General features: G+C 71.1%; 21 protein-coding genes and 1 pseudogene. 18 read left to right on the top strand and 4 right to left on the bottom strand.

Going from position 1 to position 25,952, the window contains the following annotated elements:
• Positions 1 to 62 precede the first annotated feature (62 nt).
• From metH to ABEA77_RS13845, 3 genes are all read left to right on the top strand, one after another.
• The gene (gene metH / locus ABEA77_RS13855; RefSeq protein WP_345646088.1) at positions 63 to 3,578 is read left to right on the top strand and encodes a methionine synthase; all 3,516 of its coding nucleotides are present in this window, start codon (positions 63 to 65) and stop codon (positions 3,576 to 3,578) included.
• Positions 3,579 to 3,730: 152 nt separating this feature from the next.
• Entirely contained in the window at positions 3,731 to 4,432 is a 702-nt protein-coding gene (locus tag ABEA77_RS13850; protein WP_345646085.1) for an HAD family hydrolase, read from the top strand.
• 395 nt (positions 4,433 to 4,827) lie between these two features.
• A complete protein-coding gene (locus tag ABEA77_RS13845; protein ID WP_345646083.1) occupies positions 4,828 to 6,432 on the top strand; it encodes an ABC transporter substrate-binding protein in 1,605 nt (534 codons plus the stop codon).
• Between the two features lie 94 nt (positions 6,433 to 6,526).
• Here ABEA77_RS13845 and ABEA77_RS13840 read toward each other — a convergent pair whose 3' ends face one another.
• Positions 6,527 to 7,207, bottom strand: a complete 681-nt coding sequence (locus ABEA77_RS13840; RefSeq protein ID WP_345646080.1) for a response regulator — start codon at positions 7,205 to 7,207, stop codon at positions 6,527 to 6,529.
• 46 nt (positions 7,208 to 7,253) lie between these two features.
• Positions 7,254 to 8,069, bottom strand: a complete 816-nt coding sequence (locus tag ABEA77_RS13835; protein ID WP_345646078.1) for a RecB family exonuclease — start codon at positions 8,067 to 8,069, stop codon at positions 7,254 to 7,256.
• A gap of 116 nt (positions 8,070 to 8,185) precedes the next feature.
• On the opposite strand from ABEA77_RS13835, the gene ABEA77_RS13830 reads away from it, so the two are divergent.
• The 3 genes from ABEA77_RS13830 to ABEA77_RS13820 all read left to right on the top strand — a co-directional run bounded on the left by ABEA77_RS13830 (position 8,186) and on the right by ABEA77_RS13820 (position 11,231).
• Positions 8,186 to 9,442 carry a site-2 protease family protein gene (locus ABEA77_RS13830; RefSeq protein ID WP_425588275.1) on the top strand — a complete coding sequence of 419 codons (1,257 nt, stop codon included), beginning with the start codon at positions 8,186 to 8,188 and terminating at the stop codon, positions 9,440 to 9,442.
• Between the two features lie 53 nt (positions 9,443 to 9,495).
• Positions 9,496 to 10,389 carry a tRNA (adenine-N1)-methyltransferase gene (locus tag ABEA77_RS13825; protein ID WP_345646075.1) on the top strand — a complete coding sequence of 298 codons (894 nt, stop codon included), beginning with the start codon at positions 9,496 to 9,498 and terminating at the stop codon, positions 10,387 to 10,389.
• 245 nt (positions 10,390 to 10,634) lie between these two features.
• The gene (locus tag ABEA77_RS13820; protein WP_345646072.1) at positions 10,635 to 11,231 is read left to right on the top strand and encodes a hypothetical protein; all 597 of its coding nucleotides are present in this window, start codon (positions 10,635 to 10,637) and stop codon (positions 11,229 to 11,231) included.
• 102 nt (positions 11,232 to 11,333) lie between these two features.
• Here the strand turns inward: ABEA77_RS13820 and ABEA77_RS13815 are convergent, their stop codons facing one another.
• Positions 11,334 to 11,651, bottom strand: a complete 318-nt coding sequence (locus ABEA77_RS13815) for a ferredoxin (RefSeq protein WP_345646138.1) — start codon at positions 11,649 to 11,651, stop codon at positions 11,334 to 11,336.
• A 264-nt stretch (positions 11,652 to 11,915) separates the two neighbouring features.
• Here ABEA77_RS13815 and arc point away from each other — a divergent pair, with 264 nt between their 5' ends.
• From arc to prcA, 6 genes and pseudogenes are all read left to right on the top strand, one after another.
• Positions 11,916 to 13,682, top strand: coding sequence for a proteasome ATPase (gene arc / locus ABEA77_RS13810; RefSeq protein WP_345646070.1), 1,767 nt, complete (start codon positions 11,916 to 11,918; stop codon positions 13,680 to 13,682).
• A 177-nt stretch (positions 13,683 to 13,859) separates the two neighbouring features.
• Positions 13,860 to 15,371 carry a depupylase/deamidase Dop gene (gene dop, locus ABEA77_RS13805; RefSeq protein ID WP_345646068.1) on the top strand — a complete coding sequence of 504 codons (1,512 nt, stop codon included), beginning with the start codon at positions 13,860 to 13,862 and terminating at the stop codon, positions 15,369 to 15,371.
• A 166-nt stretch (positions 15,372 to 15,537) separates the two neighbouring features.
• On the top strand, positions 15,538 to 15,756 hold the full coding sequence (locus ABEA77_RS13800) for a ubiquitin-like protein Pup (protein WP_345646066.1): 219 nt from the start codon (positions 15,538 to 15,540) through the stop codon (positions 15,754 to 15,756).
• A gap of 78 nt (positions 15,757 to 15,834) precedes the next feature.
• A pseudogene (locus tag ABEA77_RS13795) lies at positions 15,835 to 16,014 on the top strand (endonuclease domain-containing protein); the annotation flags it as partial.
• Positions 15,966 to 16,811, top strand: coding sequence for a proteasome subunit beta (gene prcB, locus ABEA77_RS13790; protein ID WP_345646060.1), 846 nt, complete (start codon positions 15,966 to 15,968; stop codon positions 16,809 to 16,811). The pseudogene ABEA77_RS13795 and the gene prcB, both read left to right, overlap by 49 nt.
• A 52-nt stretch (positions 16,812 to 16,863) precedes the next feature.
• Positions 16,864 to 17,649: a proteasome subunit alpha gene (gene prcA, locus ABEA77_RS13785; RefSeq protein WP_345646057.1), complete on the top strand. Its 786-nt coding sequence runs from the start codon at positions 16,864 to 16,866 to the stop codon at positions 17,647 to 17,649.
• A 62-nt stretch (positions 17,650 to 17,711) separates the two neighbouring features.
• On the opposite strand, the gene ABEA77_RS13780 is transcribed toward prcA, so the two are convergent.
• Positions 17,712 to 18,722, bottom strand: a complete 1,011-nt coding sequence (locus ABEA77_RS13780) for a LacI family DNA-binding transcriptional regulator (protein ID WP_345646054.1) — start codon at positions 18,720 to 18,722, stop codon at positions 17,712 to 17,714.
• 114 nt (positions 18,723 to 18,836) lie between these two features.
• On the opposite strand from ABEA77_RS13780, the gene ABEA77_RS13775 reads away from it, so the two are divergent.
• The 6 genes from ABEA77_RS13775 to ABEA77_RS13750 all read left to right on the top strand — a co-directional run bounded on the left by ABEA77_RS13775 (position 18,837) and on the right by ABEA77_RS13750 (position 25,220).
• The gene (locus tag ABEA77_RS13775) at positions 18,837 to 20,099 is read left to right on the top strand and encodes an MFS transporter (RefSeq protein WP_345646052.1); all 1,263 of its coding nucleotides are present in this window, start codon (positions 18,837 to 18,839) and stop codon (positions 20,097 to 20,099) included.
• A gap of 9 nt (positions 20,100 to 20,108) precedes the next feature.
• The gene (pafA, locus tag ABEA77_RS13770; RefSeq protein WP_345646051.1) at positions 20,109 to 21,470 is read left to right on the top strand and encodes a Pup--protein ligase; all 1,362 of its coding nucleotides are present in this window, start codon (positions 20,109 to 20,111) and stop codon (positions 21,468 to 21,470) included.
• 162 nt (positions 21,471 to 21,632) lie between these two features.
• A complete protein-coding gene (locus ABEA77_RS13765) occupies positions 21,633 to 22,619 on the top strand; it encodes an FKBP-type peptidyl-prolyl cis-trans isomerase (RefSeq protein WP_345646049.1) in 987 nt (328 codons plus the stop codon).
• A 51-nt stretch (positions 22,620 to 22,670) separates the two neighbouring features.
• Positions 22,671 to 23,042, top strand: coding sequence for an FKBP-type peptidyl-prolyl cis-trans isomerase (locus tag ABEA77_RS13760; protein ID WP_345646047.1), 372 nt, complete (start codon positions 22,671 to 22,673; stop codon positions 23,040 to 23,042).
• A gap of 112 nt (positions 23,043 to 23,154) precedes the next feature.
• A complete protein-coding gene (locus ABEA77_RS13755) occupies positions 23,155 to 24,111 on the top strand; it encodes a helix-turn-helix transcriptional regulator (protein ID WP_345646044.1) in 957 nt (318 codons plus the stop codon).
• Between the two features lie 17 nt (positions 24,112 to 24,128).
• Entirely contained in the window at positions 24,129 to 25,220 is a 1,092-nt protein-coding gene (locus ABEA77_RS13750) for a helix-turn-helix transcriptional regulator (protein ID WP_345646042.1), read from the top strand.
• Positions 25,221 to 25,952: the final 732 nt, after the last annotated feature.

Genomic DNA, 25,952 nt, shown 5'->3' with positions numbered 1-25,952 from the left:
GGGTGCCCCTCGCACCGCCCCGGGGCAAAGCCGACAGCCGTCGCATCTACGGGAGTGAATCCATGGCCTCGTCGCCGACCCCCCCCACCGACAGCCGCACCCGTGCCGACGCCCTGCGCGAGGCGTTCGCCACCCGCGTCGTCGTCGCAGACGGCGCCATGGGCACGATGCTCCAGGCACAGGAGCCCACCCTCGCCGACTTCCAGGACCTCGAAGGCTGCAACGAGATCCTCAACGTGACCCGCCCCGACATCGTCCGCTCCGTGCACCAGGAGTACTTCTCGGTCGGCGTCGACTGCGTCGAGACCAACACCTTCGGCGCCAACTTCGCCGCCCTCGGCGAGTACGACATCCCCGAGCGGGTCTTCGAGCTGTCCCAGGCGGGCGCGGCCATCGCCCGCGAGGTCGCCGACGAGTTCACCGCGTCCACCGGGCAGCAGCGCTGGGTCCTCGGCTCCATGGGCCCCGGCACGAAGCTGCCGACGCTCGGCCACGCCCCCTACGTCAAGCTCCGCGACGCCTACCAGCAGAACGCCGAGGGCATGATCGCGGGCGGCGCCGACGCGCTCCTCGTCGAGACCACCCAGGATCTCCTCCAGACGAAGGCCGCCATCCTCGGCGCCCGCCGCGCCCTCGCCGCCACCGGCACCGACCTGCCGGTCATCTGCTCCGTCACCGTCGAGACCACCGGCACCATGCTGCTCGGCTCCGAGATCGGCGCGGCATTGACGGCGCTCGAACCGCTCGGCATCGACATGATCGGGCTGAACTGCGCGACCGGCCCGTCCGAGATGAGCGAGCACCTCCGCTACCTCGCCAAGCACGCCCGGGTCCCGCTCTCCTGCATGCCCAACGCCGGCCTGCCCGTCCTCGGCAAGGACGGGGCGCACTACCCCCTCCAGCCGGGCGAGCTAGCCGAGGCACAGGAGACCTTCGTCGGCGAGTACGGCCTCTCCCTGGTCGGCGGCTGCTGCGGCACCACCCCCGAGCACCTGCGCCAGGTCGTCGAGCGGGTGCGCGGCAGCAGGCCCGCCGAGCGCACCCCGCGGCCCGAGCCGGGCGCCGCCTCCCTCTACCAGACGGTCCCGTTCCGCCAGGACACCTCGTACCTCGCCATCGGCGAGCGCACCAACGCCAACGGCTCGAAGAAGTTCCGCGAGGCCATGCTCGAAGGGCGCTGGGAAGACTGCGTGGAGATGGCCCGCGAGCAGATCCGCGAGGGCGCCCACATGCTCGACCTGTGCGTCGACTACGTGGGCCGCGACGGCGTCGCCGACATGGCCGAGCTGGCAGGGCGGTTCGCCACCGCCTCGACCCTCCCGATCGTCCTCGACTCCACCGAGATCGACGTGCTGCGCGCCGGCCTGGAGAAGCTGGGCGGCCGCGCCGTCATCAACTCCGTCAACTACGAGGACGGCGACGGCCCCGAGTCCCGCTTCCACAAGGTCACCGAGCTGGCCGCGGAGCACGGCGCCGCCCTGATCGCACTCACCATCGACGAGCAGGGGCAGGCCCGCACCGCCGAGAACAAGGTCGCCATCGCCGAGCGGCTGATCGCGGACCTCACCGGCAACTGGGGCATCCACGAGTCGGACATCCTGGTCGACTGCCTCACCTTCACCATCTGCACCGGCCAGGAGGAGTCGCGGCGCGACGGCATCGCCACCATCGAGGCGATCCGCGAGCTCAAGCGCCGCCACCCCGACGTGCAGACCACGCTCGGCCTCTCCAACATCTCCTTCGGCCTCAACCCGGCTGCCCGCGTCGTCCTCAACTCCGTCTTCCTCGACGAGTGCGTCAAGGCGGGCCTCGACTCGGCGATCGTCCACGCCTCCAAGATCCTGCCCATCGCCCGCCTCGACGAGGAGCAGGTCGAGGCCGCCCTCGACCTCATTCACGACCGCAGGCGGGAGGGGTACGACCCGCTCCAGCGCCTCATGGAGCTGTTCGAGGGCGTCAACACCCAGTCGATGAAGGACAGCAGGGCCGAGGAACTCCTCGCCCTGCCGCTGGACGAGCGCCTGGAGCGCCGCATCATCGACGGCGAGAAGAACGGCCTCGAAGCCGACCTCGACGCGGCGCTCGCCGAGCGGCCCGCCCTGGAGATCGTCAACGAGACCCTGCTCAATGGCATGAAGGTCGTCGGTGAGCTGTTCGGCTCCGGCAAGATGCAGCTGCCGTTCGTGCTCCAGTCCGCCGAGGTGATGAAGACCGCGGTCGCCTACCTCGAACCCCACATGGAGAAGGTCGAGGGCGAGGAGGGCAAGGGCACCATCGTCCTGGCGACCGTGCGCGGCGACGTCCACGACATCGGCAAGAACCTCGTCGACATCATCCTCTCCAACAACGGCTACAACGTCGTCAACCTCGGCATCAAGCAGCCCGTCTCCGCGATCCTGGAAGCCGCCGAGGAGCACCGGGCCGACGTCATCGGCATGTCGGGGCTCCTCGTCAAGTCCACCGTGATCATGAAGGAGAACCTGGAGGAGCTGAACCAGCGCCGGATGGCCGCCGACTACCCGGTCATCCTCGGCGGCGCCGCGCTCACCCGCGCCTACGTCGAGCAGGACCTCCACGAGATCTACGAGGGCGAGGTCCGCTACGCGCGCGACGCGTTCGAGGGCCTGCGGCTGATGGACGCCCTCATCGCCGTCAAGCGCGGCGTCCCCGGCGCCGAGCTGCCCGAGCTCAAGCAGCGCCGGGTCAGGTCCGCGGCCACGACCGCCGTGCTCGACCGGCCGGAGCAGCCCGTCACCCGCTCCGACGTCGCCACGGACAACCCGGTCCCCACCCCGCCGTTCTGGGGCAGCCGCGTGGTCAAGGGCATCCAACTCGCCGAGTACGCGTCCTGGCTCGACGAGGGCGCCCTCTTCAAGGGCCAGTGGGGGCTGAAGGAGGCCCGCACCGGCGAAGGGCCCTCGTACCAGGAGCTCGTCGAGACGGAGGGCCGCCCCCACCTGCGCGGCTGGCTGGACCAGATGCACACCCAGAACCTGTTGGAGGCAGCCGTCGTCTACGGCTACTTCCCCTGCGTCTCCAAGGGCGACGACCTGATCCTGCTGCACGAGGACGGCTCCGAGCGCACCCGCTTCACCTTCCCCCGCCAGCGGCGCGGCCGGCACCTGTGCCTCGCGGACTTCTTCAGGCCGGAGGAGTCCGGCGAGACGGACGTCGTCGGCCTCCAGGTCGTCACCATCGGCTCGAAGATCGGCGAGCGCACCGCCGAGCTGTTCCAGGACAACGCCTACCGCGACTACCTGGAGCTGCACGGCCTGTCCGTGCAGCTCGCCGAGGCCCTCGCCGAGTACTGGCACGCCCGGGTGCGCTCCGAGCTCGGCTTCGCGGGCGAGGACCCGGCCGAGGTCGAGGACATGTTCGCGCTGAAGTACCGCGGCGCCCGCTTCTCGCTCGGCTACGGCGCCTGCCCCGACCTGGAGGACCGGGCGAAGATCGCCGCGCTGCTCGAACCCGAGCGCATCGGCGTCCAGCTCTCCGAGGAGTTCCAGCTCCACCCGGAGCAGTCCACGGACGCGATCGTCATCCACCACCCGGAGGCGAAGTACTTCAACGCGCGATGACCGCGCCGTCACCCCCGGTGCGCCGGTACCGCGCGCCGCGCGCCGGGGGCACGTACACTGATCGGTCCAGCGTTGGCCGGCCGCCGGCCCTGGCGGGGGGAACCCGTGCGGGCAGGCGGCCGGCCTTCTCGTCCCTCATGGAGGTGTGCCGGATGACCAGTACGGTCCCCGCGTCCCTGCCCACGACGGCCGGGGGCTCAGCCCTCCAGGCCGTGCTGCTCGACATGGACGGCACCCTGGTGGACAGCGAGGGCATCTGGTGGGAGGCCGAGACCGACGTCTTCAAGGAGCTCGGCCACGTCCTCGACGAGGGCTGGCGCGACATCGTCGTCGGCGGGCCGATGACGCGCAGCGCTGGCTTCCTCATCGAGGAGACCGGCGCCGACATCACCCTGGACGAGGTGGTGGTCCTGCTCAACGACGCCTTCGAGAACCGCATCAGAGAGGGCGTGCCCCTGATGCCCGGGGCCGCGCGGCTCCTCGCCGAGCTGACGGCGCACCGGGTGCCCACCGCGCTGGTCTCCGCCTCGCACCGGCGCATCATCGACCACGTCCTGCGCTCCCTGGGCCCCGAGCACTTCGCGCTCACCGTCGCGGGCGACGAGGTGGCCCGCACCAAGCCGCACCCCGACCCCTACCTGGTCGCCGCGCGCGGCCTCGGCGCGCTGCCCGAGCGGTGTGCCGTCGTCGAGGACACCGCGACCGGCGTGGCCGCCGCCGAGGCGGCCGGCTGCCGCGTCGTCGCCGTGCCGTCCGTCGCGCCCATCGCCCCCGCGCCCGGTCGGCACGTCGCCGCCTCCCTCGAACACGTCGACCTCGCCCTGCTGCGCGCCCTGCCCGCCCGCAGCCGCTGACCTGCGACGACGCCCCTTGCTCCGGCCTCACGCCGGCCGTGTCGCCGGGCCGCCGCGCCCAGTCCGCGGCGCGGCCGGGTGATTTTCCTCACTCCCCGTGGCGCCCGCGCCCGCGGTCCTCCGGGACCGCGCCACGCCGACCGCCCGGTTCGTTACGCCCATGTGTCCCGGTTGGTGAAGGGGTGTACGAAACATGCGACTCCCCACCATGTACAGGCCGTTAAGGGCCATCACGGAGCGGAAGCCCGCTCCTGGAAGCCCGTTCGGGGACCTGGTCGCGCGGGAGCTAATGTCGGAGCCAGTACGCCGACGCCGCGACTGGTGCCGCGCGTAGGGCGTCATGGCGCGTTGTCGACCGCCGCGTCCAGGTTTCCCCCACAAGGAGTTAGCCCACGATGAAGCGCACAACCCTCGTGCTGACGGCGGTCGTCGGCATGTTCGCACCCGTCATGGCAGGCTGCGGCGCCGCTGACAGCGGTTCCGACGGCGGCAGTGCGATCGTCGTGGGCACCACCGACCAGTTCGGCGCGACGAAGACGGCCCCCGCGCCGTTCGACCCCGCGTACACGTACGACACGGCGGCCTGGAACATCCTCCGGCAGACCATCCAGACGCTGACCCACGTGCCGCGCGGCGGCGGCGAGCCGGTCCCCGAGGCCGCCAGCCGCTGCCTGTTCACCGACCACGCGAGCACCACGTACCGCTGCACGCTGCGCACGGGCCTGAAGTTCGCCAACGGTGACCCGGTCACGGCGAACGACGTGAAGTACTCCATCCAGCGGGTCGTCACCATCCACGACCCCAACAGCGCCTACGGCCTGCTGACCAACATCGGCTCGATCGACACCGAGGGCCACGACGTGGTCTTCCACCTCAAGTCGTCCGACGCCACGTTCCCGTACAAGCTCGCCACCCCCGCCGCGGGCATCGTGAACCCCAAGCAGTACGCGCCGAGGAAGCTGCGCGACGGCTTCGAGATCGACGGCTCGGGCCCGTACACCTTCAAGGCGAAGGTCAAGAACAACACCCTCGTCGGGGCCACCTTCACCAAGAACCCCACGTACAAGGGGGATCTGAAGGTCCAGAACGACAAGGTCGAGATGCGCAACTACACGAGCGCGAGCGCCATGGGCGCCGCGTTCGACAAGAACGACGTCGACGTGATGCTGCGCATGTCGCCCGACCAGATCAAGTCGCTGACCGACCACACGCCCAAGGACGTCAACCTCACCGAGATGCCGGGCCTCGAAATCCGCTACCTCGGCTTCGACACCGCGGCGCCGGTCGTGAAGGAGAAGGCCGTACGGCAGGCCATGGCGTACGTGGTGGACCGGGACGCCCTGGTCAGCAAGGTCTACGGGACAACGGCCACGCCGCTCTACTCGCTCATACCGTCCGGCATCACAGGACACACCAACTCGTTCTTCAACCAGTACGGCGGGCAGCCGTCGGTGCAGAAGGCGGCCGACGCGCTCCAGAAGGCCGGGATCCACACCCCGGTCAAGCTGACGCTGGACTACACGACGGACCACTACGGCGCCGCCACCGCCAAGGAGTTCCAGGTCCTCCAGAGCCAGTTCAACGACAGCAAGCTGTTCGACGTCACCATCAAGGGCATCCCCTGGGACACCTTCCGGCCCGATCAGACCAAGGGTGACTACACCATCTACGGCATGGGCTGGTTCCCCGACTTCCCGGACCCGGACAACTTCACGGCGCCGTTCCTCGACAAGGACAACTTCCTCAACAGCCCGTACGACAACCCGCTGATCCGCAACCAGCTGATCCCGGACTCGCGGCGGGTGGCCAACCGCGGCGCCGCGTCCGGCACCTTCGGCGAGATCCAGGACCAGGTCGCGAGCGACGTGCCGATCCTGCCGCTGTGGCAGGGCAAGCAGTACGTCGCGGCCCACACCGACGTCACCGGTGTGGAGTGGGCGGTCGACGCGTCGACCAACTACTACCTCTGGGAGCTCGCCAAGGGCACCTCGGACGACTGAGCCGCACGCCGCGCGCCAGAGCCCCGGACCCGCGCCGCCGGTCCGGGGCTCCCGCGCGCCCCGGGGCACCGGACCGGGCCGCGCACCGTCGCCGCTACTGCGCGCCGGGGCGCACCAGCCCGCTCTCGTACGCGTAGACCGCGGCCTGCACCCGGTCCCGCAGGCCCAGCTTGGTCAGCACATGGCCCACATGCGTCTTCACCGTCGTCTCGCTGACGAACAGGTCGGCGGCGATCTCCGCGTTCGACAGGCCGCGCGCCACCAGCTTCAGCACCTCGACCTCACGCTCCGTCAGCGTGTTCAGCATGTCGGGTACGGGCTCCTCGCCCGACGGCAGATGGTCCGCGTACTTGTCGAGCAGCCGCCGGGTGATGCTCGGCGCCAGCATCGCCTCGCCCGCGGCCACCACCCGGATCGCCTGCACCAGCTCCACGGCCGGCGCGTCCTTCAGGAGGAAGCCGCTCGCGCCCGCGCGCAGCGCCTCCACCACGTACTCGTCCAGGTCGAACGTGGTCAGCACCAGCACCTTGGCGGGGCCGTCCCGGCCGGGCCCGGTGATCTGCCGGGTCGCCTCGACGCCGTCCATCCTGGGCATCCTGATGTCCATCAGCACCACGTCGGGCTGGAGCGCCCGCACCTGCTCGATGGCCTGGAGCCCGTCACCCGCCTCCCCGACCACCGCGACGTCCTGCTCCGCCTCCAGGATCATCCGGAAACCGGTGCGCAGCAGCGGCTGGTCGTCGACCAGCAGGACACGGACGGTGCCGACACTCACAAGAACCCCTCTCCACGGACCACGGCCATTCTGCCCTGCCCGTCCGCTAGCCGGCCGTCAGCGGATAGACCGGGGGAGTGCCGCCGAATTCGGGACAGAGCGCCTGGTGGTCGCACCAGCCGCAGAGCTTCGTGGGGCGTGGCGGGAAGTCGCCCGTCTCCACGGCCCGCCTGATCGCGTCCCACAGAGCGAGCAGCTTGCGCTCCACCCGTTCCAGGTCAGCGGGCACCGGGTCGTACGTCAGCACGTCCCCGCTGCCCAGGTAGACCAGCTGGAGGCGGCGCGGCACGACGCCCTTGAGTCGCGAGACCACCAGCGCGTAGAACGCCATCTGGAAGTGCGCGCTCTCCGCGTACTGGGGGCGGGGCGCCTTGCCCGTCTTGTAGTCGACGATCCTGACCTCGCCCGTCGGCGCCACGTCGACCCGGTCGATCACACCGCGCAGCCGCAGCCCCGAGTCCAGCTCCGTCTCGACGAACATCTCGCGCTCCGCGGGTTCGAGCCGCGTCGGATCCTCCAGCTCGAACCACCGCTCCACCAGCGACTCGGCCTCGCCGAGCCAGCGCGCGAGCCGCTCGCCCGCCGCGTCGTCCGCGAACAGCTCCGTCAGCTCGGGGCGCGCCGCGCGCAGCCTGTCCCACTGGTGGGGCACCATCGCCTTCGCCCGGGGCGCGGTGCGCTCCACGGCGGGGGCGTCGAAGAGGCGCTCCAGCACGGCGTGCACCAGCGTGCCGCGGGTAGCCGCCTCGCTCGGCTTCTCCGGCAGCTTGTCGATCACCCGGAACCGGTAGAGCAGGGGGCACTGCATGAAGTCGTTCGCCCGCGAGGGCGACAGCGAGACAGGGGGCACGCTCGTGGTCATGACGCAGACCCTAAGGCCCACCAAGGACAGCGATCCGCATACCATCGACTACAGGGCCTTTCGCACTGCATGATCAAGCAGACGACAGGGCGACGAAGGAAGGAACCCCGGAACCCGTGAAACCCGTGAAGGACGACGAGTCGGGCGAGCGCGGCGCGGGCGGGGCTCGGGGCCGCGACGGCACCCCCCACCCGGGAGGCAAGCCCGTGCGCCCCGCCGACCCCGGAGGCGGCATCCTGGTCGGCCGCCCCTTCGGCGTGCCCGTCTACGTGGGCCCCAGCTGGTTCCTGGTCGCCGCGCTCATCACCTGGATCTTCGGCGGCCAGCTCGGCGGCATCCTCCCGGACATCGGTAACGCGCGCTATCTGGTGGCGCTGTTCTTCGCGGTCGCCTTCTACGCCTCCGTCTTCGTGCACGAGCTCGCGCACACCGTCGCCGCCCTCCGCTTCAACCTGCCGGTCCGCCGCATTCAGCTCCAGTTCTTCGGCGGCGTCTCCGAGATCGAGAAGGAGTCCGAGACGCCGGGCCGCGAGTTCGTCCTCGCCTTCGTCGGGCCGCTCCTTTCGCTCGTGCTCTCCGGGATCTTCTACGGCGCGATGTACGTCGTCGACGCCGGCTCCGTCCCCGGGGTGCTGCTCGCGGGCCTGATGGTCTCCAACCTGATCGTCGCGGTCTTCAACTTCCTGCCCGGCCTCCCGCTGGACGGCGGCCGCATGCTCCGCGCCGTGGTCTGGAAGATCACCGGCAAGCCGATGAGCGGCACCGTCGCCGCCGTCTGGGTCGGCCGGGCCCTCGCCGTCGCCGTCCTCGTCGTCCTCATCGGCCTGCCGCTGTTCGGCCGCGGCGGCCTGCGCGGCGACGGCGGCATCGACGGCGTGGAGACCGTCACCGACGCGCTGATCGCGGCGGTCCTCGCCGCGATCATCTGGACGGGCGCGGGCAACAGCCTGCGCATGGCGCGGCTGCGCGAGCACCTGCCGCAGCTCCAGGCCCGCACGCTGACCCGGCGTGCCGTGCCCGTCGAGTCCCACACCCCGCTCTCCGAGGCGCTGCGCAGGGCCAACGAGGTCGGCGCGCGCGCCCTCGTCGTGGTGGACGGCCAGGGCGACCCGACCGGCATCGTCCGCGAGACGTCCATCGTCGGGGTGCCGCAGCACCGGCGCCCCTGGGTCGCGGTCAGCACGCTCACCCAGGACCTCACCGAGGGCATGACCGTGCCCGCGGAACTCGGCGGCGAGGTGCTGCTCGAACGGCTGCGCGCCAACCCGGCCACCGAGTACCTGGTCGTAGAGGAGACCGGCTCGATCTACGGGGTCCTCTCCACGGCCGACGTCGAGAAGGCGTTCGTCGCCGCGATGGCCCGCCCCCAGTAGGCCCCCCGCGACCGCCGGCCAGAGGGGCCGCGGGGACCGGATAGGCTGGGGCCATGTCCGAACCGACCGGTGCCGCCCGCCGTCGCGGGCCCTTCAAGGTCGGGGACCAGGTCCAGCTCACCGACCCCAAGGGACGCCACTACACCTTCACGCTCGAAGCAGGGAAGAACTTCCACACCCACAAGGGGTCCTTCCCGCACGACGAGCTGATCGGTGCTCCCGAGGGCAGTGTTGTCCGAACCACGGGAAACGTCGCCTACCTCGCGCTGCGCCCCCTGCTCCCCGACTACGTCCTGTCCATGCCCCGCGGCGCCGCCGTGGTCTACCCGAAGGACGCGGGCCAGATCCTCGCCTTCGGCGACATCTTCCCCGGCGCGCGCGTCGTCGAGGCGGGCGTGGGGTCCGGCTCCCTCAGCAGCTTCCTGCTGCGGGTCATCGGCGACGAGGGCATGCTGCACTCCTACGAGCGCAGGCAGGACTTCGCGGACATCGCGCGGGGCAACGTCGAGCGCTACTTCGGCGGGCCGCACCCCGCCTGGGAGCTGACCGTGGGCGACCTCCAGGACAACCTCTCGGACACCGACGTCGACCGGGTCATCCTGGACATGCTCGCTCCCTGGGAGTGCGTGGAGGCCGTCTCCAAGGCGCTCGTGCCCGGTGGCATCCTCATCGCGTACGTGGCCACCACCACGCAGCTCGCCCGCACCGTGGAGACCATCCGCGAGTTCGGGACCTTCAACGAGCCCGCCGCGTGGGAGTCCATGATCCGCAACTGGCACGTCGAGGGCCTCGCCGTACGCCCCGACCACCGCATGATCGGCCACACGGGCTTCCTGGTCACCGCCCGCCGCCTCGCCGACGGTGTGGAGCCGCCGCTGCGCCGCCGCAGGCCCGCGAAGGGCGCCTACGGCGAGGACTACGAGGGCCCGGGCAGCGGCTCCCGCTGAGTCCGGGCCCGTACGGGCTCTCCACCGCCGGCCGGGCCCGCGGGCAACCGCCTGCCGCCGCCGCACCGTTCACGCGCCCCGTGCGCAACGGGGCGGCGGCGCTCCCATGTTGGCCGGCGGCGCGGGCGCCCCACGGGCGCCGACGTACCGCCCCCACCGTTCCGGCCGCGTGTGACGTGTGGCACGATGCTGTCTCCCGCCCACAGTTGGTTTCTCCAGCACCACCGCAACAGGAGACACTCGGCGTGCAGCTCTCCGAGCTTCCGGACCTCGCGCACAACCGGCCGGCTCCACTCCACTGGGTCGCCACGGCGACCGCGATGGCCGGTGTCGTCGCGCTGGCGGGCCTGCTCCAGCCGGGCGGCGCCACGGCGTCGCCGACGGCCGGGGCCGGGCCCTCGATCAGCAGCTCCGCCCCGCCGAGAGCGGCCCACCTGCCCGCTCCGGACGCCGCCGCTTTCCCCTTCCCCCTGGAGTGCGGCTCCGTCGGCTCCGTCGTCACCGCGAAGGCCAGCGGCGACCTCGACGGCGACGGCAACCCGGAGACGGTCGCCGCCGTCCGCTGCGACTCGGGCACCGGCGCCCCGCCGAACGCCGTCTACGTGCTCAACCGGGACCGCTCGGGAAAGCCGCGCGTGGTCGCCACCCTGCTGGGCGTGGCCGCGCGCGAGACGGTGGGAAAGGGGCTCACGGTGCGCCACGGCGCCGTCTACGCGACACTGCTCGGCTATTCCAGCCAGAACGTGCCGACCTGCTGTCCCGACGTGCAGGAGAAGGTCTCCTGGGCCTGGCGGGGCGGAGCGTTCGTCCGCAGCGAACAGGGCGACAACAAGAGCGTCTGAAAACCGCCGCTCGCCCCGAAGGTCGATTTCCGGTCACCCGGGGCGGGGGAGCCGCGGGCGTACGGCCGCCGCCGGCCCGTCACCGCGGGGCAGCCGCGGCGCTCACTCCGCGTCCGGGCCCACGACCTCGGTGCGGTCCGACACCCGGCGCACATGGATGCACTCGCCGGGGCACTCCCTGGCGGAGTCCACCACCTCGCGCAGCAGCGGCAGGGGCACCCGGGTGGCGGCCCCGGGCTCCTGGAGCAGCTCGTCGTCCTCGCTCTTGACATAGGCCAGGCCGTCGATGTCCAGCTCGAAGACCTCGCGCGCGTACTGCGCGCAGATGCCGTCCCCCGTGCACAGATCCTGATCGATCCAGACCTCCAGCGGTCCGTGGGCCGCCAGGTCGTCGGTCGGGGTGTCCTGCTGCACGGTGATGTCTCCTGCCGTTTTCTGCGCCGGGCCGGTCCTGCGTGCAACCCTGGGGGACAAGTCGCGCCAGCCATGACGGGTGTTGAACAACTCGACGATACAACCGGCCGCTTTCCGATGTTGCTGGGTGGGTATTTGCCTGGCGGGAGGGAGAGCGCAAGGGTGAAGATCGGACGGAGCCCTTACGTCTTTGTGATCTAGGGGTTTCAATCATCACCCACCCAGGTAGGGTCAGGAAGCGTCCAGCTCCCCTTGGAGGAGGTGAGGACCGTGGCAGCCCACGACGACGACATCAACCGCGGCATCCGGCCCGGGCGGGGGTCCGAGGACCCCGCGGGCCAGGTCGCCTATCTTGAGCAGGAAATCGCCGTCCTGCGCCGCAAGCTCGCCGACTCTCCGCGGCACACGAGAATTCTCGAAGAGCGGATCGTCGAGCTCCAGACGAACCTGGCGGGCGTGTCCGCGCAGAACGAACGTCTCGCGAACACGCTGCGTGAGGCGCGCGATCAGATCGTGGCCCTCAAGGAAGAGGTCGACCGGCTCGCGCAGCCGCCCGCCGGCTTCGGTGTCTTCCTTCAGGCCAATGAGGACGAGACGGCCGACATCTTCACCGGCGGCCGCAAGCTCCGGGTGAACGTCAGCCCCAGCATCGAGCTCGACCAGCTCAGGCGCGGCCAGGAGGTCATGCTCAACGAGGCGCTCAACGTGGTCGAGGCCATGGAGTTCGAGCGCGCGGGCGACATCGTCACCCTCAAGGAGGTCCTTGAGGACGGCGAGCGCGCCCTGGTGATCGGACACACCGACGAGGAGCGCGTGGTGCGGCTCGCCGAGCCCCTGATGGACCTCACCATCAGGCCGGGCGACGCCCTGCTGCTCGAACCCCGCTCCGGATACGTCTACGAGGTCGTGCCCAAGAGCGAGGTCGAGGAGCTCGTCCTCGAAGAGGTCCCCGACGTCGACTACACCAAGATCGGCGGTCTCGGCGGTCAGATCGAGCTGATCCGCGACGCCGTCGAACTCCCCTACCTCTACCCGGACCTCTTCAAGGAGCACGAGCTCAGGCCGCCGAAGGGCATCCTGCTCTACGGCCCGCCCGGATGCGGCAAGACGCTCATCGCCAAGGCCGTGGCCAACTCGCTCGCCAAGAAGGTCGGCGAGGTGACGGGCAGGCCCACCGGCAAGAGCTATTTCCTGAACATCAAGGGCCCCGAGCTCCTGAACAAGTACGTCGGCGAGACCGAGCGGCACATCCGCCTGGTCTTCCAGCGCGCCCGGGAGAAGGCGAGCGAGGGCACGCCCGTCATCGTCTTCTTCGACGAGATGGAATCCCTCTTCCGCACCCGCGGTTCCGGTGTCAGCTCGGACGTGGAGAACACCATCGTCCCGCAGCTGCTCGCCGAGATCGACGGTGTGGAGGGCCTGGAGAACGTCATCGTCATCGGCGCCTCCAACCGCGAGGACATGATCGACCCGGCGATCCTGCGCCCCGGGCGCCTCGACGTGAAGATCAAGATCGAGCGTCCCGACGCGGACTCCGCCAAGGACATCTTCGCCAAGTACCTCACCGCCTCCCTGCCGCTGCACGCGGACGACCTCGCGGAGCACCGCGACTCGCCCGACCAGGCGGTCCACGCGATGATCCAGACCGTCGTGGAGCAGATGTACGCCGAGTCCGACGAGAACCGCTTCCTTGAGGTGACGTACGCAAACGGCGACAAGGAAGTCCTGTACTTCAAGGACTTCAACTCCGGCGCGATGATCGAGAACATCGTCGGCCGGGCCAAGAAGATGGCCATCAAGGACTTCCTCGACCACGACCAGAAGGGCATCCGCGTCTCCCACCTCCTGCAGGCGTGCGTGGACGAGTTCAAGGAGAACGAGGACCTGCCGAACACCACCAACCCGGACGACTGGGCCCGCATCTCCGGCAAGAAGGGCGAGCGGATCGTCTACATCCGCACCCTCGTCACCGGGAAGCAGGGCGCCGACACCGGACGGTCCATCGACACGGTGGCGAATACCGGTCAGTACCTGTAAGCCGCCGACCGGCTGCGGACGCCCCCACCGGGTGTCCGCAGCCGGTTGCTTTACCCAGACGTACCATCGCAGCAGGCCGACGTGTTGAATGATCTCCCCGCGGGCGCCACGGCGTTCTAGGCTCGATGATGGAGCGCGCCGCGTCCCCGAGGGGCGCCGCCGGGCAAGGAGGGCCGCATGACCGTACGGCGAGTAATGGGCATCGAGACGGAGTACGGGATCTCCGTGCCCGGTCACCCGAACGCCAATGCCATGCTCACCTCGTCCCAGATCGTCAACGCCTACGCGGCGGCGATGCACAGGGCGCGGCGCGCGCGGTGGGACTTCGAGGAGGAGAACCCCCTGCGGGACGCCCGCGGCTTCGACCTCGCGCGGGAGACCGCGGACTCCACCCAGCTCACGGACGAGGACATCGGCCTCGCCAACGTCATCCTGACCAACGGCGCGCGCCTCTACGTCGACCACGCGCACCCGGAGTACAGCTCGCCGGAGATCACCAACCCGCGCGACGCCGTGCTGTGGGACAAGGCGGGCGAGCGCATCATGGCGGAGGCCGCCGAGCGCGCGGCCCAGCTGCCCGGCGCACAGCCCATCCACCTGTACAAGAACAACACCGACAACAAGGGCGCCTCCTACGGCACCCACGAGAACTACCTGATGCGGCGGTCGACGGCGTTCTCGGACATCGTGCGCCACCTGACGCCGTTCTTCGTCTCCCGCCAGGTCGTCACGGGCGCCGGCCGCGTCGGCGTCGGCCAGGACGGCCGCGACCACGGCTTCCAGCTGAGCCAGCGCGCCGACTACTTCGAGGTCGAGGTGGGCCTGGAGACCACACTCAAGCGGCCCATCATCAACACGCGCGACGAGCCGCACTCGGACGCGGAGAAGTACCGCCGCCTCCACGTGATCATTGGCGACGCCAACCTCTCCGAGATCTCGACCTACCTGAAGCTCGGCACGACGTCGCTGGTGCTCGCCATGATCGAGGACGGCTTCATCAACGTCGACCTCGCCGTGGACCAGCCCGTGCGCACCCTGCACCAGGTCTCCCACGACCCGACGCTCAAGCACCTCGTGACGCTGCGCAGCGGCCGCACACTCACCGCGGTGCAGCTCCAGATGGAGTATTTCGAGCTCGCGCGCAAGTACGTCGAGGAGAAGTACGGCGACGACACGGACGAGCAGACCAGGGACGTGCTGGGCCGCTGGGAGGACACGCTCAACCGCCTGGAGCGCGACCCGATGAGCCTCGCGGGCGAGCTGGACTGGGTGGCCAAGCGGGAGCTGCTCGAAGGCTACCGGCGTCGGGACGGGCTCGACTGGGACGCCGCGAGGCTCCACCTCGTGGACCTCCAGTACGCGGACGTACGGCCCGACAAGGGGCTGTACAACCGCCTGGCGGCCCGCGGCAGGATGAAGCGCCTGCTGACCGAGGACGACGTCGAGCGGGCCAGGACGAACCCGCCCGAGGACACCAGGGCCTACTTCCGCGGCCGCTGCCTCGACCAGTACGCGGAGGACGTCGCCGCGGCGTCGTGGGACTCGGTGATCTTCGACCTGCCGGGGCGGGACTCGCTCCAGCGGGTGCCGACCCTGGAACCACTGCGTGGTACACGCAACCACGTGAAGGAGCTGCTTGACCGCTGCCGTACGGCGGAGGACCTGGTCCGGGTGCTCTCGGGGCAGTGAGGAGGCTGAAAGGGCCCGCCGCAGGGAATCATGGAGGTGGGCCCCCGACGTTGCATCACAACGGGGCCTTTGCCGGAGCCTGCGGTTAGGGTCTGATCTTGAGAGCAGCGAAGGCCGGAGCACTGAAGGCCACATCGAGCGGGGCGAACCGAGCGGGGTGAGGGATATGGCGACCAAGGACAGCGGCGGCGGCCAGCAGAAGGCGGCACGCACCACGGAGGAGACCGAGGAGCAGACGCAGGACGCGCAGGGCTCCGAGGACCTCAAGGAGCGTCAGGAGAAGCTCTCGGACGACGTGGACTCCGTCCTGGACGAGATCGACGACGTGCTCGAGGAGAACGCCGAGGACTTCGTGCGGAGCTTCGTGCAAAAGGGCGGACAGTAGTCACACGGCTGAACGGGGGAGAAGGGGTGCTCCCGTCCTCGGGGGCGCCCCTTTCCTCGGCGGCCTCTTCCGGAAGCGCATGTGGATCACCGCCGCGAGGCGGGTAGGGTCCGTGGCGTACTGTGCTTCAACTGCAATTCGGACACCGGCAAGTTGGGACACGCTCCCGACCCCTTGCGCTGTGCCGTCGCATATCTGGAGGGAAACGCGTGGAAGCCAATACTCGTGACACCGGGCGACTACCTGCTGCCTTCCTGACTCCCGGATCCTCTTCGTTCATGGACTTCCTCTCCGGCCACGCGCCGGAGATGCTGCCGGGCAACCGGTCGACGCCGCCGCTCCAGGGCGCCATCGAGGCGCCGCACGGCACGACGATCGTGGCCGTGACCTTCCCCGGCGGCGTGGTCCTCGCGGGCGACCGCAGGGCGACGATGGGCAACATGATCGCCCAGCGGGACATCGAGAAGGTCTTCCCGGCGGACGAGTACTCGGCGGTGGGCATCGCCGGCACGGCCGGCCTCGCCGTGGAGATGGTCAAGCTGTTCCAGCTGGAGCTCGAACACTTCGAGAAGGTCGAGGGCGCCCAGCTGTCCCTGGAGGGCAAGGCCAACCGCCTCTCCACGATGATCAGGTCCAACCTCGCCATGGCCATGCAGGGCCTCGCGGTCGTGCCGGTCTTCGCGGGGTACGACCTCGACCGCGGCAAGGGCCGCATCTTCTCCTACGACGTCACCGGCGGGCGCTCCGAGGAGACCGGCTACTCCTCGACCGGCTCGGGGTCCGTCTTCGCGCGCGGCTCCCTCAAGAAGCTCTACCGCGACGACCTGACGGAGCAGGACGCCACGACGGTGGTCGTCCAGGCGCTGTACGACGCGGCCGACGACGACTCGGCGACCGGCGGCCCGGACATGGCGCGGCGCATCTACCCGATCGTCACCGTGATCACGGAGGACGGCTTCCGCAGGCTCACCGACGACGAGTCCTCCGCCATCGCCCGCGCCGTCGTCGAGCGCCGGCTCGACGAGCCCGACGGGCCGCGTGCCGCGGTCCTGTGACGGCACCGCCGTGCGAGTGAATCAGCCACTGACAGAAAGGGACGGATAGCCGGTGTCGACGCCGTTCTATGTCTCACCCCAGCAGGCCATGGCCGACCGGGCCGAGTACGCCCGCAAGGGCATCGCCCGCGGTCGCAGCCTGGTCGTGCTCCAGTACGCCGACGGCATCGTCTTCGTCGGCGAGAACCCGTCCCGCGCCCTGCACAAGTTCAGCGAGATCTACGACCGGATCGGCTTCGCGGCCGCCGGCAAGTACAACGAGTACGAGAACCTGAGGATCGGCGGTGTGCGCTACGCCGACCTGCGTGGCTACACATACGACCGCGACGACGTGACCGCGCGCGGCCTCGCCAACGTCTACGCCCAGACGCTCGGCACGATCTTCTCCAGCGCCGGCGAGAAGCCGTACGAGGTGGAGCTGGTGGTGGCCGAGGTCGGCACCACGCCCGACGGCGACCAGATCTACCGGCTCCCGCACGACGGCTCGATCGTGGACGAGCACGGCTCGGTCGCGGTCGGCGGCAGCTCGGAGCAGATCAGCTCCTACCTCGACCAGCGCCACCGCGACGGCATGACGCTCGCGGAGGCCCTCAGACTCGCGGTGCAGGCGCTCTCCCGCGACACCAACGGCGGCGAGCGGGAGATCCCGGCGGAGCGCCTCGAAGTGGCGGTCCTCGACCGCACGCGTCCGCAGCAGCGCAAGTTCAAGCGGATCGTCGGCGCGCAGCTCTCGCGGCTGCTGGAGACGGAGGGCGCCGCCGCGGAGCCCACCGACTCCCCGTCCGACGAGCCCCCGGTGGCGCCGCCCGAGGACCCTGGCGGGGACTCGGACGGCTGAGCCGCGGTACCCCAGCCCTGTGCCCCGGCCGCCCGCGCGGCCGGGGCACAGGCGCGTCCGGCTCAGCGCGGCGCCGGTGCCGTGGACCCCCGTACCACCAGCTCGACCCCGAGCTCGCCTGCGGCCGGGTCGCGGCCGTCGAGGACCGCGAGCAGCGCCGCCATGCCGCACTCGCCCACCCGCTCAGCGGGCAGCCGCACGGTCGTCAGCTCGGGCTCCACGGCCGTGGCCAGCGCCAGGTCGTCGAAGCCGGTGACGGAGACGTCCTCGGGCACCCGCAGACCGAGGCGGCGCAGCGCCTTGCAGGCACCCGCCGCCAGCACGTCGTCGTCGCAGACGATCGCCGTGGGACGCGGCCCGGGGCCGGCGAGCGCGGCTGTGACGGCCTCCCGCGCGTCCGGCACGGACAGCGCGGCCCGCACCGTGCGCAGCCGGGCCCCCGCCCCGCGCACCGCGCCCGCCAGCGCCTCGGCCCGTGCGTCGAAGGTCCAGGACACAACCGCGGAGCCGAGGTGCAGCAGCTCTCGGTGGCCGAGCTCCAGCACATGGGCCGCGACGCCGCGCATGCCGTCCGCGATCGCGAGATTGACGACGGCCGCGGCGCCGGGCGCCGACGGATCGCTGTCCAGCATGACGAGCGGCAGCAGACTGCCGTGGATGGCGGCGGGCGCGTCCACGGCCATCGAGGAGGCGATGACGCCGTCGAGTGCCGTGCGCCCCGGGTCGAAGGGGCTGGTCGCGGGGCCCACCCCGGCGGGGGAGGGGTAGAGCACCACGCCGAAGCCGTGCTCGGCCGCGACGCTCGCGGCCCCGGTGTAGACGCGGGCGAAGAACTCGCTGGTGAGGGCGGGCACGACGAGCAGGGCCGTCCGCGTCGAGCCGAGGCGCAGATTGCGCGCGGCGAGGTTCGGCCGGTACCCGAGCGCGTCCGCGGCCTCACGGACCTGGCCGGCGGTCCGCTCGGAGACCCGGCCGCGCCACTTGCCGCCCAGCACCAGGGAGACCGTGGCCTGCGAGACGCCGGCGGTCCGCGCGACGTCCCTGCTGGTGGGACGCGTGGCCGGCCGGCTCATCCGAACTCCTCACGGGTGCGCCGGTGGACCCGGCGCTCGGGCTCATGGTACGTATGACCTCCGGAAGTTATACGTAACACTTCACCAGGACCACCCGACCGGGGAGGCACAGGCGTGGGAGCCACCGGATATCTGGAGCTGCTGCGGGCGCCGCACGCCGCGCGGCTGCTCACCGGCACGCTGGTGGGCAGGCTGCCCAACGCCACCGCGCCGATCGCCGTCGTGCTGTTCGCCCGGGCGGACGGCGGCAGCTACAGCCTCGCGGGCGCCCTGGCCGCCGTCTACGGCCTCGCCAACGCCGTGGGGCAGCCGCTGCTCGGCCGCGCCGTCGACCTGCGCGGCCAGCCGCGCGTCCAGCTGCCCGCCGCCGTGGTCTCGGCCCTCGGCATGGTGCTGCTCGTCGGCGCGGGCACCGGGACGCCCGCGGTGGCGTTCGCCGCGGTCGCCGTCGCGGGTCTGTGCACACCGCCCCTGGAGGGCGGGCTGCGCGCCCTGTGGCCCGGTGTGCTCGGCAGGACGGACCGCGTCCACCGGGCGTACGCGCTGGACGCCGTGGCCCAGGAGGTCATGTTCACCGTAGGGCCGCTGCTCGTCACCGCGCTGGTGGCGCTCGCCTCCCCGGCCGCGGCGCTGCTCGTGATCAACGCGGTCGGCGTGCTCGGCGCGCTCTCCGTGGTCGTCTCAGGGCCCTCGCGCGCCTGGCGCTCCGCCGACCGCGAGGCGCACTGGCTCGGCGCCCTGCGCTCGCCCGGCCTGCTCGCGCTGCTCGGCGCCTTCCTCTTCATAGGGGCCGCGCTCGGTTCGATCACCGTCGCGGGCGTCGCCTACGCGGACGGCGCGGGCGGCGACGCCGTGTACGGCTGGCTGATGGCCGCCCTCGGCCTCGGCGCCCTGCTGGGCGGCGCCGTCTACGGGGCCCGCGACTGGACCGGCAGCCCCGAGCGCAGGCTCCTCGCCGTCGTGGCGCTCCTCGCGGTCTGCTACCTGCCGCTCGCCCTCACCCCCGGCACCGCGGCCATGGTGCTGCTCTCCGTGCTCTCGGGCGTCTTCCTCGCGCCCTCCCTGGCCTGCGCCTTCGTCGTGGTGGACCGGCAGGCGCCGCAGGGCACCGTCACGGAGGCGTTCTCCTGGCTCGTGACCACCTTCGGTGTCGGCTCCGCGCTCGGCACGGCCGTGGCGGGGCCCGTGGCCCAGCACACCGGCACCTCGGCCGCCTTTGCGGTCGCCGGGGCCGCGGGGCTCGCAGCGCTGCTCGTGCTGGCCGCCACCCGGCGGGCCCTCGCCGTCCCCGCGGGCCGGGACGGCGGGCGGGCCCCCGCGGAAAATGATCGAAGTGACGCGCCCGAACACGGTTTCAGCTCAGGCCATCAGGCGTAATGTTCAGACATGGACCGCCGCATTTTCGGGCTGGAGAACGAGTACGGCGTCACGTGCACGTTCAGGGGACAGCGCCGACTGTCACCTGACGAAGTGGCGCGCTACCTCTTCCGCCGTGTCGTGTCATGGGGCCGGAGCAGCAATGTCTTCCTGCGCAACGGCGCCCGTCTCTACCTCGACGTGGGCTCGCATCCGGAATACGCCACCCCGGAATGCGACAACGTGACCGAGCTGGTCACGCACGACAAGGCCGGTGAGCGCATTCTGGAGGGCCTGCTCGTCGACGCGGAACGCCGCCTGCACGAGGAGGGAATCGCGGGCGACGTCTACCTGTTCAAGAACAACACCGATTCGGCCGGAAACTCCTACGGCTGCCACGAGAACTATCTGGTGGCACGCCACGGCGAGTTCTCGCGCCTCGCGGACATCCTCATTCCGTTCCTCGTCACGCGCCAGCTGCTGTGCGGCGCGGGCAAGGTGCTCCAGACGCCGCGCGGCGCCGTCTACTGCGTCAGCCAGCGCGCCGAGCACATCTGGGAAGGGGTCAGCTCGGCGACGACCCGCTCCCGGCCGATCATCAACACCAGGGACGAGCCGCACGCGGACGCCGAGCGCTACCGCAGGCTGCACGTCATCGTCGGCGACTCCAACATGTCGGAGACGACGACCCTTCTCAAGGTCGGCGCCACCGACCTGGTGCTGCGGATGATCGAGGCGGGCACCGTGATGCGCGACCTCACCCTGGAGAACCCCATCAGGGCCATCCGCGAGGTCAGCCACGACATCACCGGCCGGCGGAAGGTGCGCCTGGCCAGCGGGCGTGAGGCGTCCGCCCTGGAGATCCAGCGCGAGTACTACGAGAAGGCCGTCGACTTCGTCGAGCGCCGCGACATCCGGACCGGCACCGTCGACCGGGTGCTCGAACTGTGGGGCCGCACCCTCGACGCGATCGAGACCGAGGACCTGGACAAGATCGCCACCGAGATCGACTGGGTCATGAAGTACAAGCTCATCGAGCGGTACCGCGAGAAGCACAACATGACCATGTCGCACCCCCGGGTCGCGCAGATAGACCTCGCGTACCACGACATCCACCGCCGCCGCGGGCTCTACTACCTGCTGGAGAGGAAGGGCCAGGCCACGCGCGTCGCCAACGACCTGCGGATCTTCGAGGGCAAGTCGGTTCCCCCGCAGACCACGAGGGCGCGGCTGCGCGGCGACTTCATCCGCAGGGCCCAGGAGCAGAGGCGGGACTTCACCGTCGACTGGGTCCACCTCAAGCTGAACGACCAGGCGCAGCGCACCGTGCTGTGCAAGGACCCGTTCCGGTCCGTCGACGACCGGGTGGAGAAGCTCATCGCGGGGATGTGAGGGGCGCGCCGTCCCACCCTTCCGCCCGTGGGCCCCGTACGAGTGCGTACGGGGCCCACGCCGTGCGACGAGGGTGACGGGTGGGGGAAGAGTCGTAGAGTGGCGGCCACTGATCTAACGCCTACCCCACGAGGACCCACTGTGCGACGCAGTCTTGCAGCCTTGCTGATCGTGCCGGCCTTGGTGCTGACCGCAGCCTGCGGCGGTGACAACAAGAAGGACGACGCGGCGTCATCGGCTGCACCGAGTCCGAGCGCGTCAGCACCGGCGAAACCGCCGACGCCGGTCGGCTCGGCCGACCCGATGCCGTCCGTCGCCGGCGCGTCGGGCAAGAAGGCCGACATCAGCGTCCCGAAGGGGAAGCCGACCGACAAGTTCGTCGTCCATTCCCTCTCCCAGGGCAGCGGCCCGGCCATCAAGAAGGACCAGCTCGTCGTCGCCGGCTTCACCGCCAAGGTGTGGGGCGGCAAGGACCTCGGCAGCTCGTACGACAAGGGCGCGTCCCCCCAGGTGATCCCCGCGGGCTCCCCGCAGATCATCCCCGCGTTCTCCCAGGCCGTCGTCGGCCAGAAGGTCGGCAGCCGCGTCCTGGTGGTCGCCCCGCCGACCGCGGGCTTCGGCAGCCAGGGCAACCAGCAGCTCGGCGTCAAGGGCAAGGACACGCTCGTGTTCGTCCTGGACATCCAGAAGACCCTGCCCAAGCAGGTCAGCGGCTCCCAATCGGCCGTCTCGAAGGACCTGCCGCAGATCAAGGCCGACGCGGCGGCGCCCGCCACCATCCAGGTGCCGAAGTCCGACCCGCCGAAGGACCTCGTCAAGAAGACGCTCATCCCCGGCAAGGGCGCGACCGTCAAGAGCGGCCAGACCGTGGTGATGCAGTACACCGGCGCCGCCTGGAAGCCCAACGAGGGCAAGTCGCCCGCCAAGGCGTTCGACAGCTCCTTCAACAGCGGGGTCCCGCTGACCACGGCCATCGGCACCGGCGCCGTCATCAAGGGCTGGGACCAGGGCATCGTCGGCCAGAAGGTCGGCAGCCGCGTCCTGCTGGTGATCCCGCCGAGCCTCGGCTACGGCGACCAGTCCCCGAGTCCGGACCTGCCCAAGAACTCGACCCTGGTCTTCGTCGTGGACATCCTCGGCGCAGTGTAAGACTTGGGCGGTTCACCAGAGCAACGCGTACAACCCGCGAGGAGCAGTGCAGTGAAGAACGAGAAGCCCGAGGTCGACTTCCCCGGCGGCGAGCCGCCCGCCGACCTGGAGATCAAGGACCTCTGGGAGGGCGACGGCGCCGAGGCGAAGGCCGGCGACACCGTCGCGGTCCACTACGTGGGCGTGGCGTTCTCCACCGGTGAGGAGTTCGACTCCTCGTGGAACCGCGGCACCCCGCTCAGGTTCCAGCTCGGTGTCGGCCAGGTCATCCCCGGCTGGGACAAGGGCGTGCAGGGCATGAAGGTCGGCGGGCGCCGCCAGCTGATCATCCCGGCGCACCTGGCCTACGGGGACCAGGGCGCGGGCGGCCGCATCGCCCCCGGCGAGACGCTGATCTTCGTCTGCGATCTGATCGCGGTCTGATCATTTCCGTTCGCGAGAGGGCCCGTGCCGGTCGGCGCGGGCCCTCAGCTTTTCCAGGTCCGCCCCGTGGCGGTACCGTCGACCAGCACAGGCACCACACGGAGGGGCGTCGATGGCCATTGCCAAGGCAGAGCGGCTGATGAACCTGGCGCTGTGTCTGCTCGGGACCCGACGCCCCCTCAGCAAGCGCGAGCTGCGCGGCTCCATCGAGGCGTACCTGGAAGCGGCCACCGACGACGGCTTCAACCGGATGTTCGAGCGGGACAAGGACGACCTGCGCGAACTCGGCCTCGTCATCGAGACCGTCGAGGGACTCGACGGGGAGACCGGCTACCTCGCCCGCCGGGACAGCAACCGGCTGCCCGCCATCACCCTGGACGCCGAGGAGGCCGCCGCGCTCGGCGTCGCCGCCCGCGTCTGGCAGCAGGCGCGCCTCGCGGGCGCCGCGAGCGGTGCCCTGCACAAGCTGCGCGCCGCCGGCATGCCCGAGGCCGAGGACAGCTACGAGGCGCACCACAGCGCGCTCGAACCCCGCATCCCCGTGCACGAGGCCGCCTTCGAGCCGCTGATGCTCGCCTGCCGGGACCGCAGGCCCGTCTCCTTCGACTACCGCAAGGCCAGCGCGGCCCGCCCCGAGCAGCGGCAGGTCGAGCCCTGGACGCTGGAGTGCTGGCGCGGCCACTGGTACCTGGCGGGCCACGACCGCGACCGTGGCGCCGAGCGCGTCTTCCGGCTCTCCCGGATCAGCGGGCGCGTCAGGACCAGGAACGGCTCCTTCACCGCACCCGTGCCCGACGTCTCCACCGTCAGGGAGACCGTCGAGACCTGGGCGGGTGAGACCGCGACCCGCTCGGCGCTGATCCGGCTGCGGGCCGGGGCCGGATACCCGCTGCGCGCCAAGGCGCTCTCCTCACGCGACCTCGGCGACGGCTGGGACGAACTGGAGATCCCCTACGGGCACGGCCTCGACGCGTGGCTCGTCGAGTTCGGCCCCGACGTGGTCGTACGGGAACCCGCCGACCTGCGGGCCGACGTCGTGGACCGGCTGCGCGCCGTGGCCGAGGGCTGAGAAGGGGAACACGCACCATGGCCACCGCCAACGGCAACGCCATCGACCGCACCAGACGCATGCTGTCGCTCGTCACCTATCTGCGCGAGCGGCCCGGCGCCCATGTCTCCGACGTGGCCAGGGCCTTCGGCATCAGCGAGGACGAACTCATCGCGGACCTGGACGTGCTGCCCATGTGCGGTACCAGCTTCCGCGGCGGTGACCTCCTCGACATCGACACGGACGGCGACCGCATCTGGTGGCACAACCCCGACGACGTCGCGGAGCCGCTGCGGATCGCCGCGGACGAGGCCACCGCGCTGCTTGTCGCGGCCCGCGCCGTCGCGACCCTCCCGGGGCTGCGCGACGGCGACCGGGAGGCGCTGCTGCGCGCCACCGCCAAGCTGGAGGCCGCGGCGGGCGAGGCGGCGGGCGCCAGCTCCCGGCTCTCCGTCACCTTCGAGTCCGAGGGCGGGGTCTTCGCCGACGTCGACCGGGCCATCTCCGAGCGGCGCAGGCTCTGGCTGCGCTACTACTCGCCCGCGCGGGACGAGCTGACCGAGCGGGAGGTGGACCCGATCAGGCTGTTCGCGGTCGGCCACACCTATCTGGAGGGGTGGTGCCACCTCTCCGAGGCCCGCCGCACCTTCCGGCTCGACCGCGTCGCCGAGATCAAACTGCTCGACGAGCCCGCGGCGCCGCCCGCCATCGAGCCCCGCGACCTGTCGGAGGGGCTCGTGCAGCCCTCCGCCGACGACCCGGAGGTCGTCGTGGAGGTCGGCCCCGGCGGGCGCTGGGTCGCCGAGTACTACCCGCACGACAGTGCGGAGGAGCTGCCGGACGGCGGCCTGCGCATCACGCTGCGCACCCCCGCGCCCGCCTCGCTGCGCCGCCTCGCGCTCCGGCTCGGCGGCGAGGGCCGCATCGTCTCCCCGCCCGACCTCGCGCAGAGCGCCCGGCAGGCGGCACGCGACGCGCTCGCCGCGTACGAGGGCGCGGGGGACACCGGCGTCCGCCCGTACGACGAAGGGGCGGCGCCCGAGGACGCCGCCGCACGGCCGCCGTCCCCCCACCCGCAGGGCGTACCCCACGCGCCCGCGGACCGCGCAGGTCGTCAAGGCCGCGAGTAGAAGGAGACCCGGGAACCCATGCCCCCCACGCCCGACGGGTCCGACACGCCAGGCCCCGCCTACGACGCGCCCCAGTACGAGCTCACCGCCGTCGCGCCCGTGCGCTTCAAGGCCGCCTGCCCCGAGTGCCGGGCCAGCTTCGAACTGCCAGCCGACGCCTTCCTGCTGGCCATAGGCGCCAGCAGGCGCACCACGTCCTACTCCTTCACCTGCCCGGACTGCGAGGCCTCGGTCCGCAAGCCCGCGGGGGAGCGGATCGTGGAACTGCTCAGCGAGGGTGGCGTCAGGACGCTCCGCCTGCACGGTGTCGCGCACGCAAGTCGGATCGTAGCCATGTCGTTCTGTGAGCCAAGGAGTTGGGATCGCACGTTGTCTTCCTAAGACCGCTTGGCCTCCGACTTTGCGGGATCGCCGTGCTCGGTGTGCTCGCCGTCCGCGTCTTCCTCGAAACCCAGCGGCTCGGCCGCCAAGTGGCCCACACCACCGACCGGATCAACCGGGCGGCAGCGGACCTCGAACGGGCCGCCGAGCGGATGGCCGCGTCGGGTGAGGCCCTGCGGTAGGGCCGCGCGGGGCCCGGCGGCCGGGACGCCGCGCGGGGGGAGTCGCGGGCGGCCCGCATCCCTCCGCCCCCTCCTGGAATGCGTGTTCGGCGGGTACGCTGGCGTCCGTGGCCCAGCGAGCGAGGCATTGGGCCGCAGCGGGAAGTACGCACAGGGATTGCCCGGGGTT

Origin of the sequence: Streptomyces tremellae (genome assembly GCF_039540215.1) — a bacterium.
Classification (GTDB): domain Bacteria; phylum Actinomycetota; class Actinomycetes; order Streptomycetales; family Streptomycetaceae; genus Streptomyces; species Streptomyces tremellae.
Note: the sequence above shows the minus strand (reverse complement) of the source record. Positions and strands in the feature narration are given on the sequence as shown.

Bases quoted from the DNA above. Each gene is read 5' to 3' on its own strand.
- ABEA77_RS13750 (WP_345646042.1), top strand. From the start codon at position 24,129: ATGGCCACCGCCAACGGCAACGCCATCGACCGCACCAGACGCATGCTG.
- ABEA77_RS13755 (WP_345646044.1), top strand. From the start codon at position 23,155: ATGGCCATTGCCAAGGCAGAGCGGCTGATGAACCTGGCGCTGTGTCTG.
- ABEA77_RS13835 (WP_345646078.1), bottom strand. From the start codon at position 8,069: ATGACCACGAGCGTGCCCCCTGTCTCGCTGTCGCCCTCGCGGGCGAAC.
- ABEA77_RS13825 (WP_345646075.1), top strand. From the start codon at position 9,496: ATGTCCGAACCGACCGGTGCCGCCCGCCGTCGCGGGCCCTTCAAGGTC.
- ABEA77_RS13800 (WP_345646066.1), top strand. From the start codon at position 15,538: ATGGCGACCAAGGACAGCGGCGGCGGCCAGCAGAAGGCGGCACGCACC.
- ABEA77_RS13845 (WP_345646083.1), top strand. From the start codon at position 4,828: ATGAAGCGCACAACCCTCGTGCTGACGGCGGTCGTCGGCATGTTCGCA.
- ABEA77_RS13780 (WP_345646054.1), bottom strand. From the start codon at position 18,722: ATGAGCCGGCCGGCCACGCGTCCCACCAGCAGGGACGTCGCGCGGACC.
- metH (WP_345646088.1), top strand. From the start codon at position 63: ATGGCCTCGTCGCCGACCCCCCCCACCGACAGCCGCACCCGTGCCGAC.
- ABEA77_RS13850 (WP_345646085.1), top strand. From the start codon at position 3,731: ATGACCAGTACGGTCCCCGCGTCCCTGCCCACGACGGCCGGGGGCTCA.
- dop (WP_345646068.1), top strand. From the start codon at position 13,860: ATGACCGTACGGCGAGTAATGGGCATCGAGACGGAGTACGGGATCTCC.
- pafA (WP_345646051.1), top strand. From the start codon at position 20,109: ATGGACCGCCGCATTTTCGGGCTGGAGAACGAGTACGGCGTCACGTGC.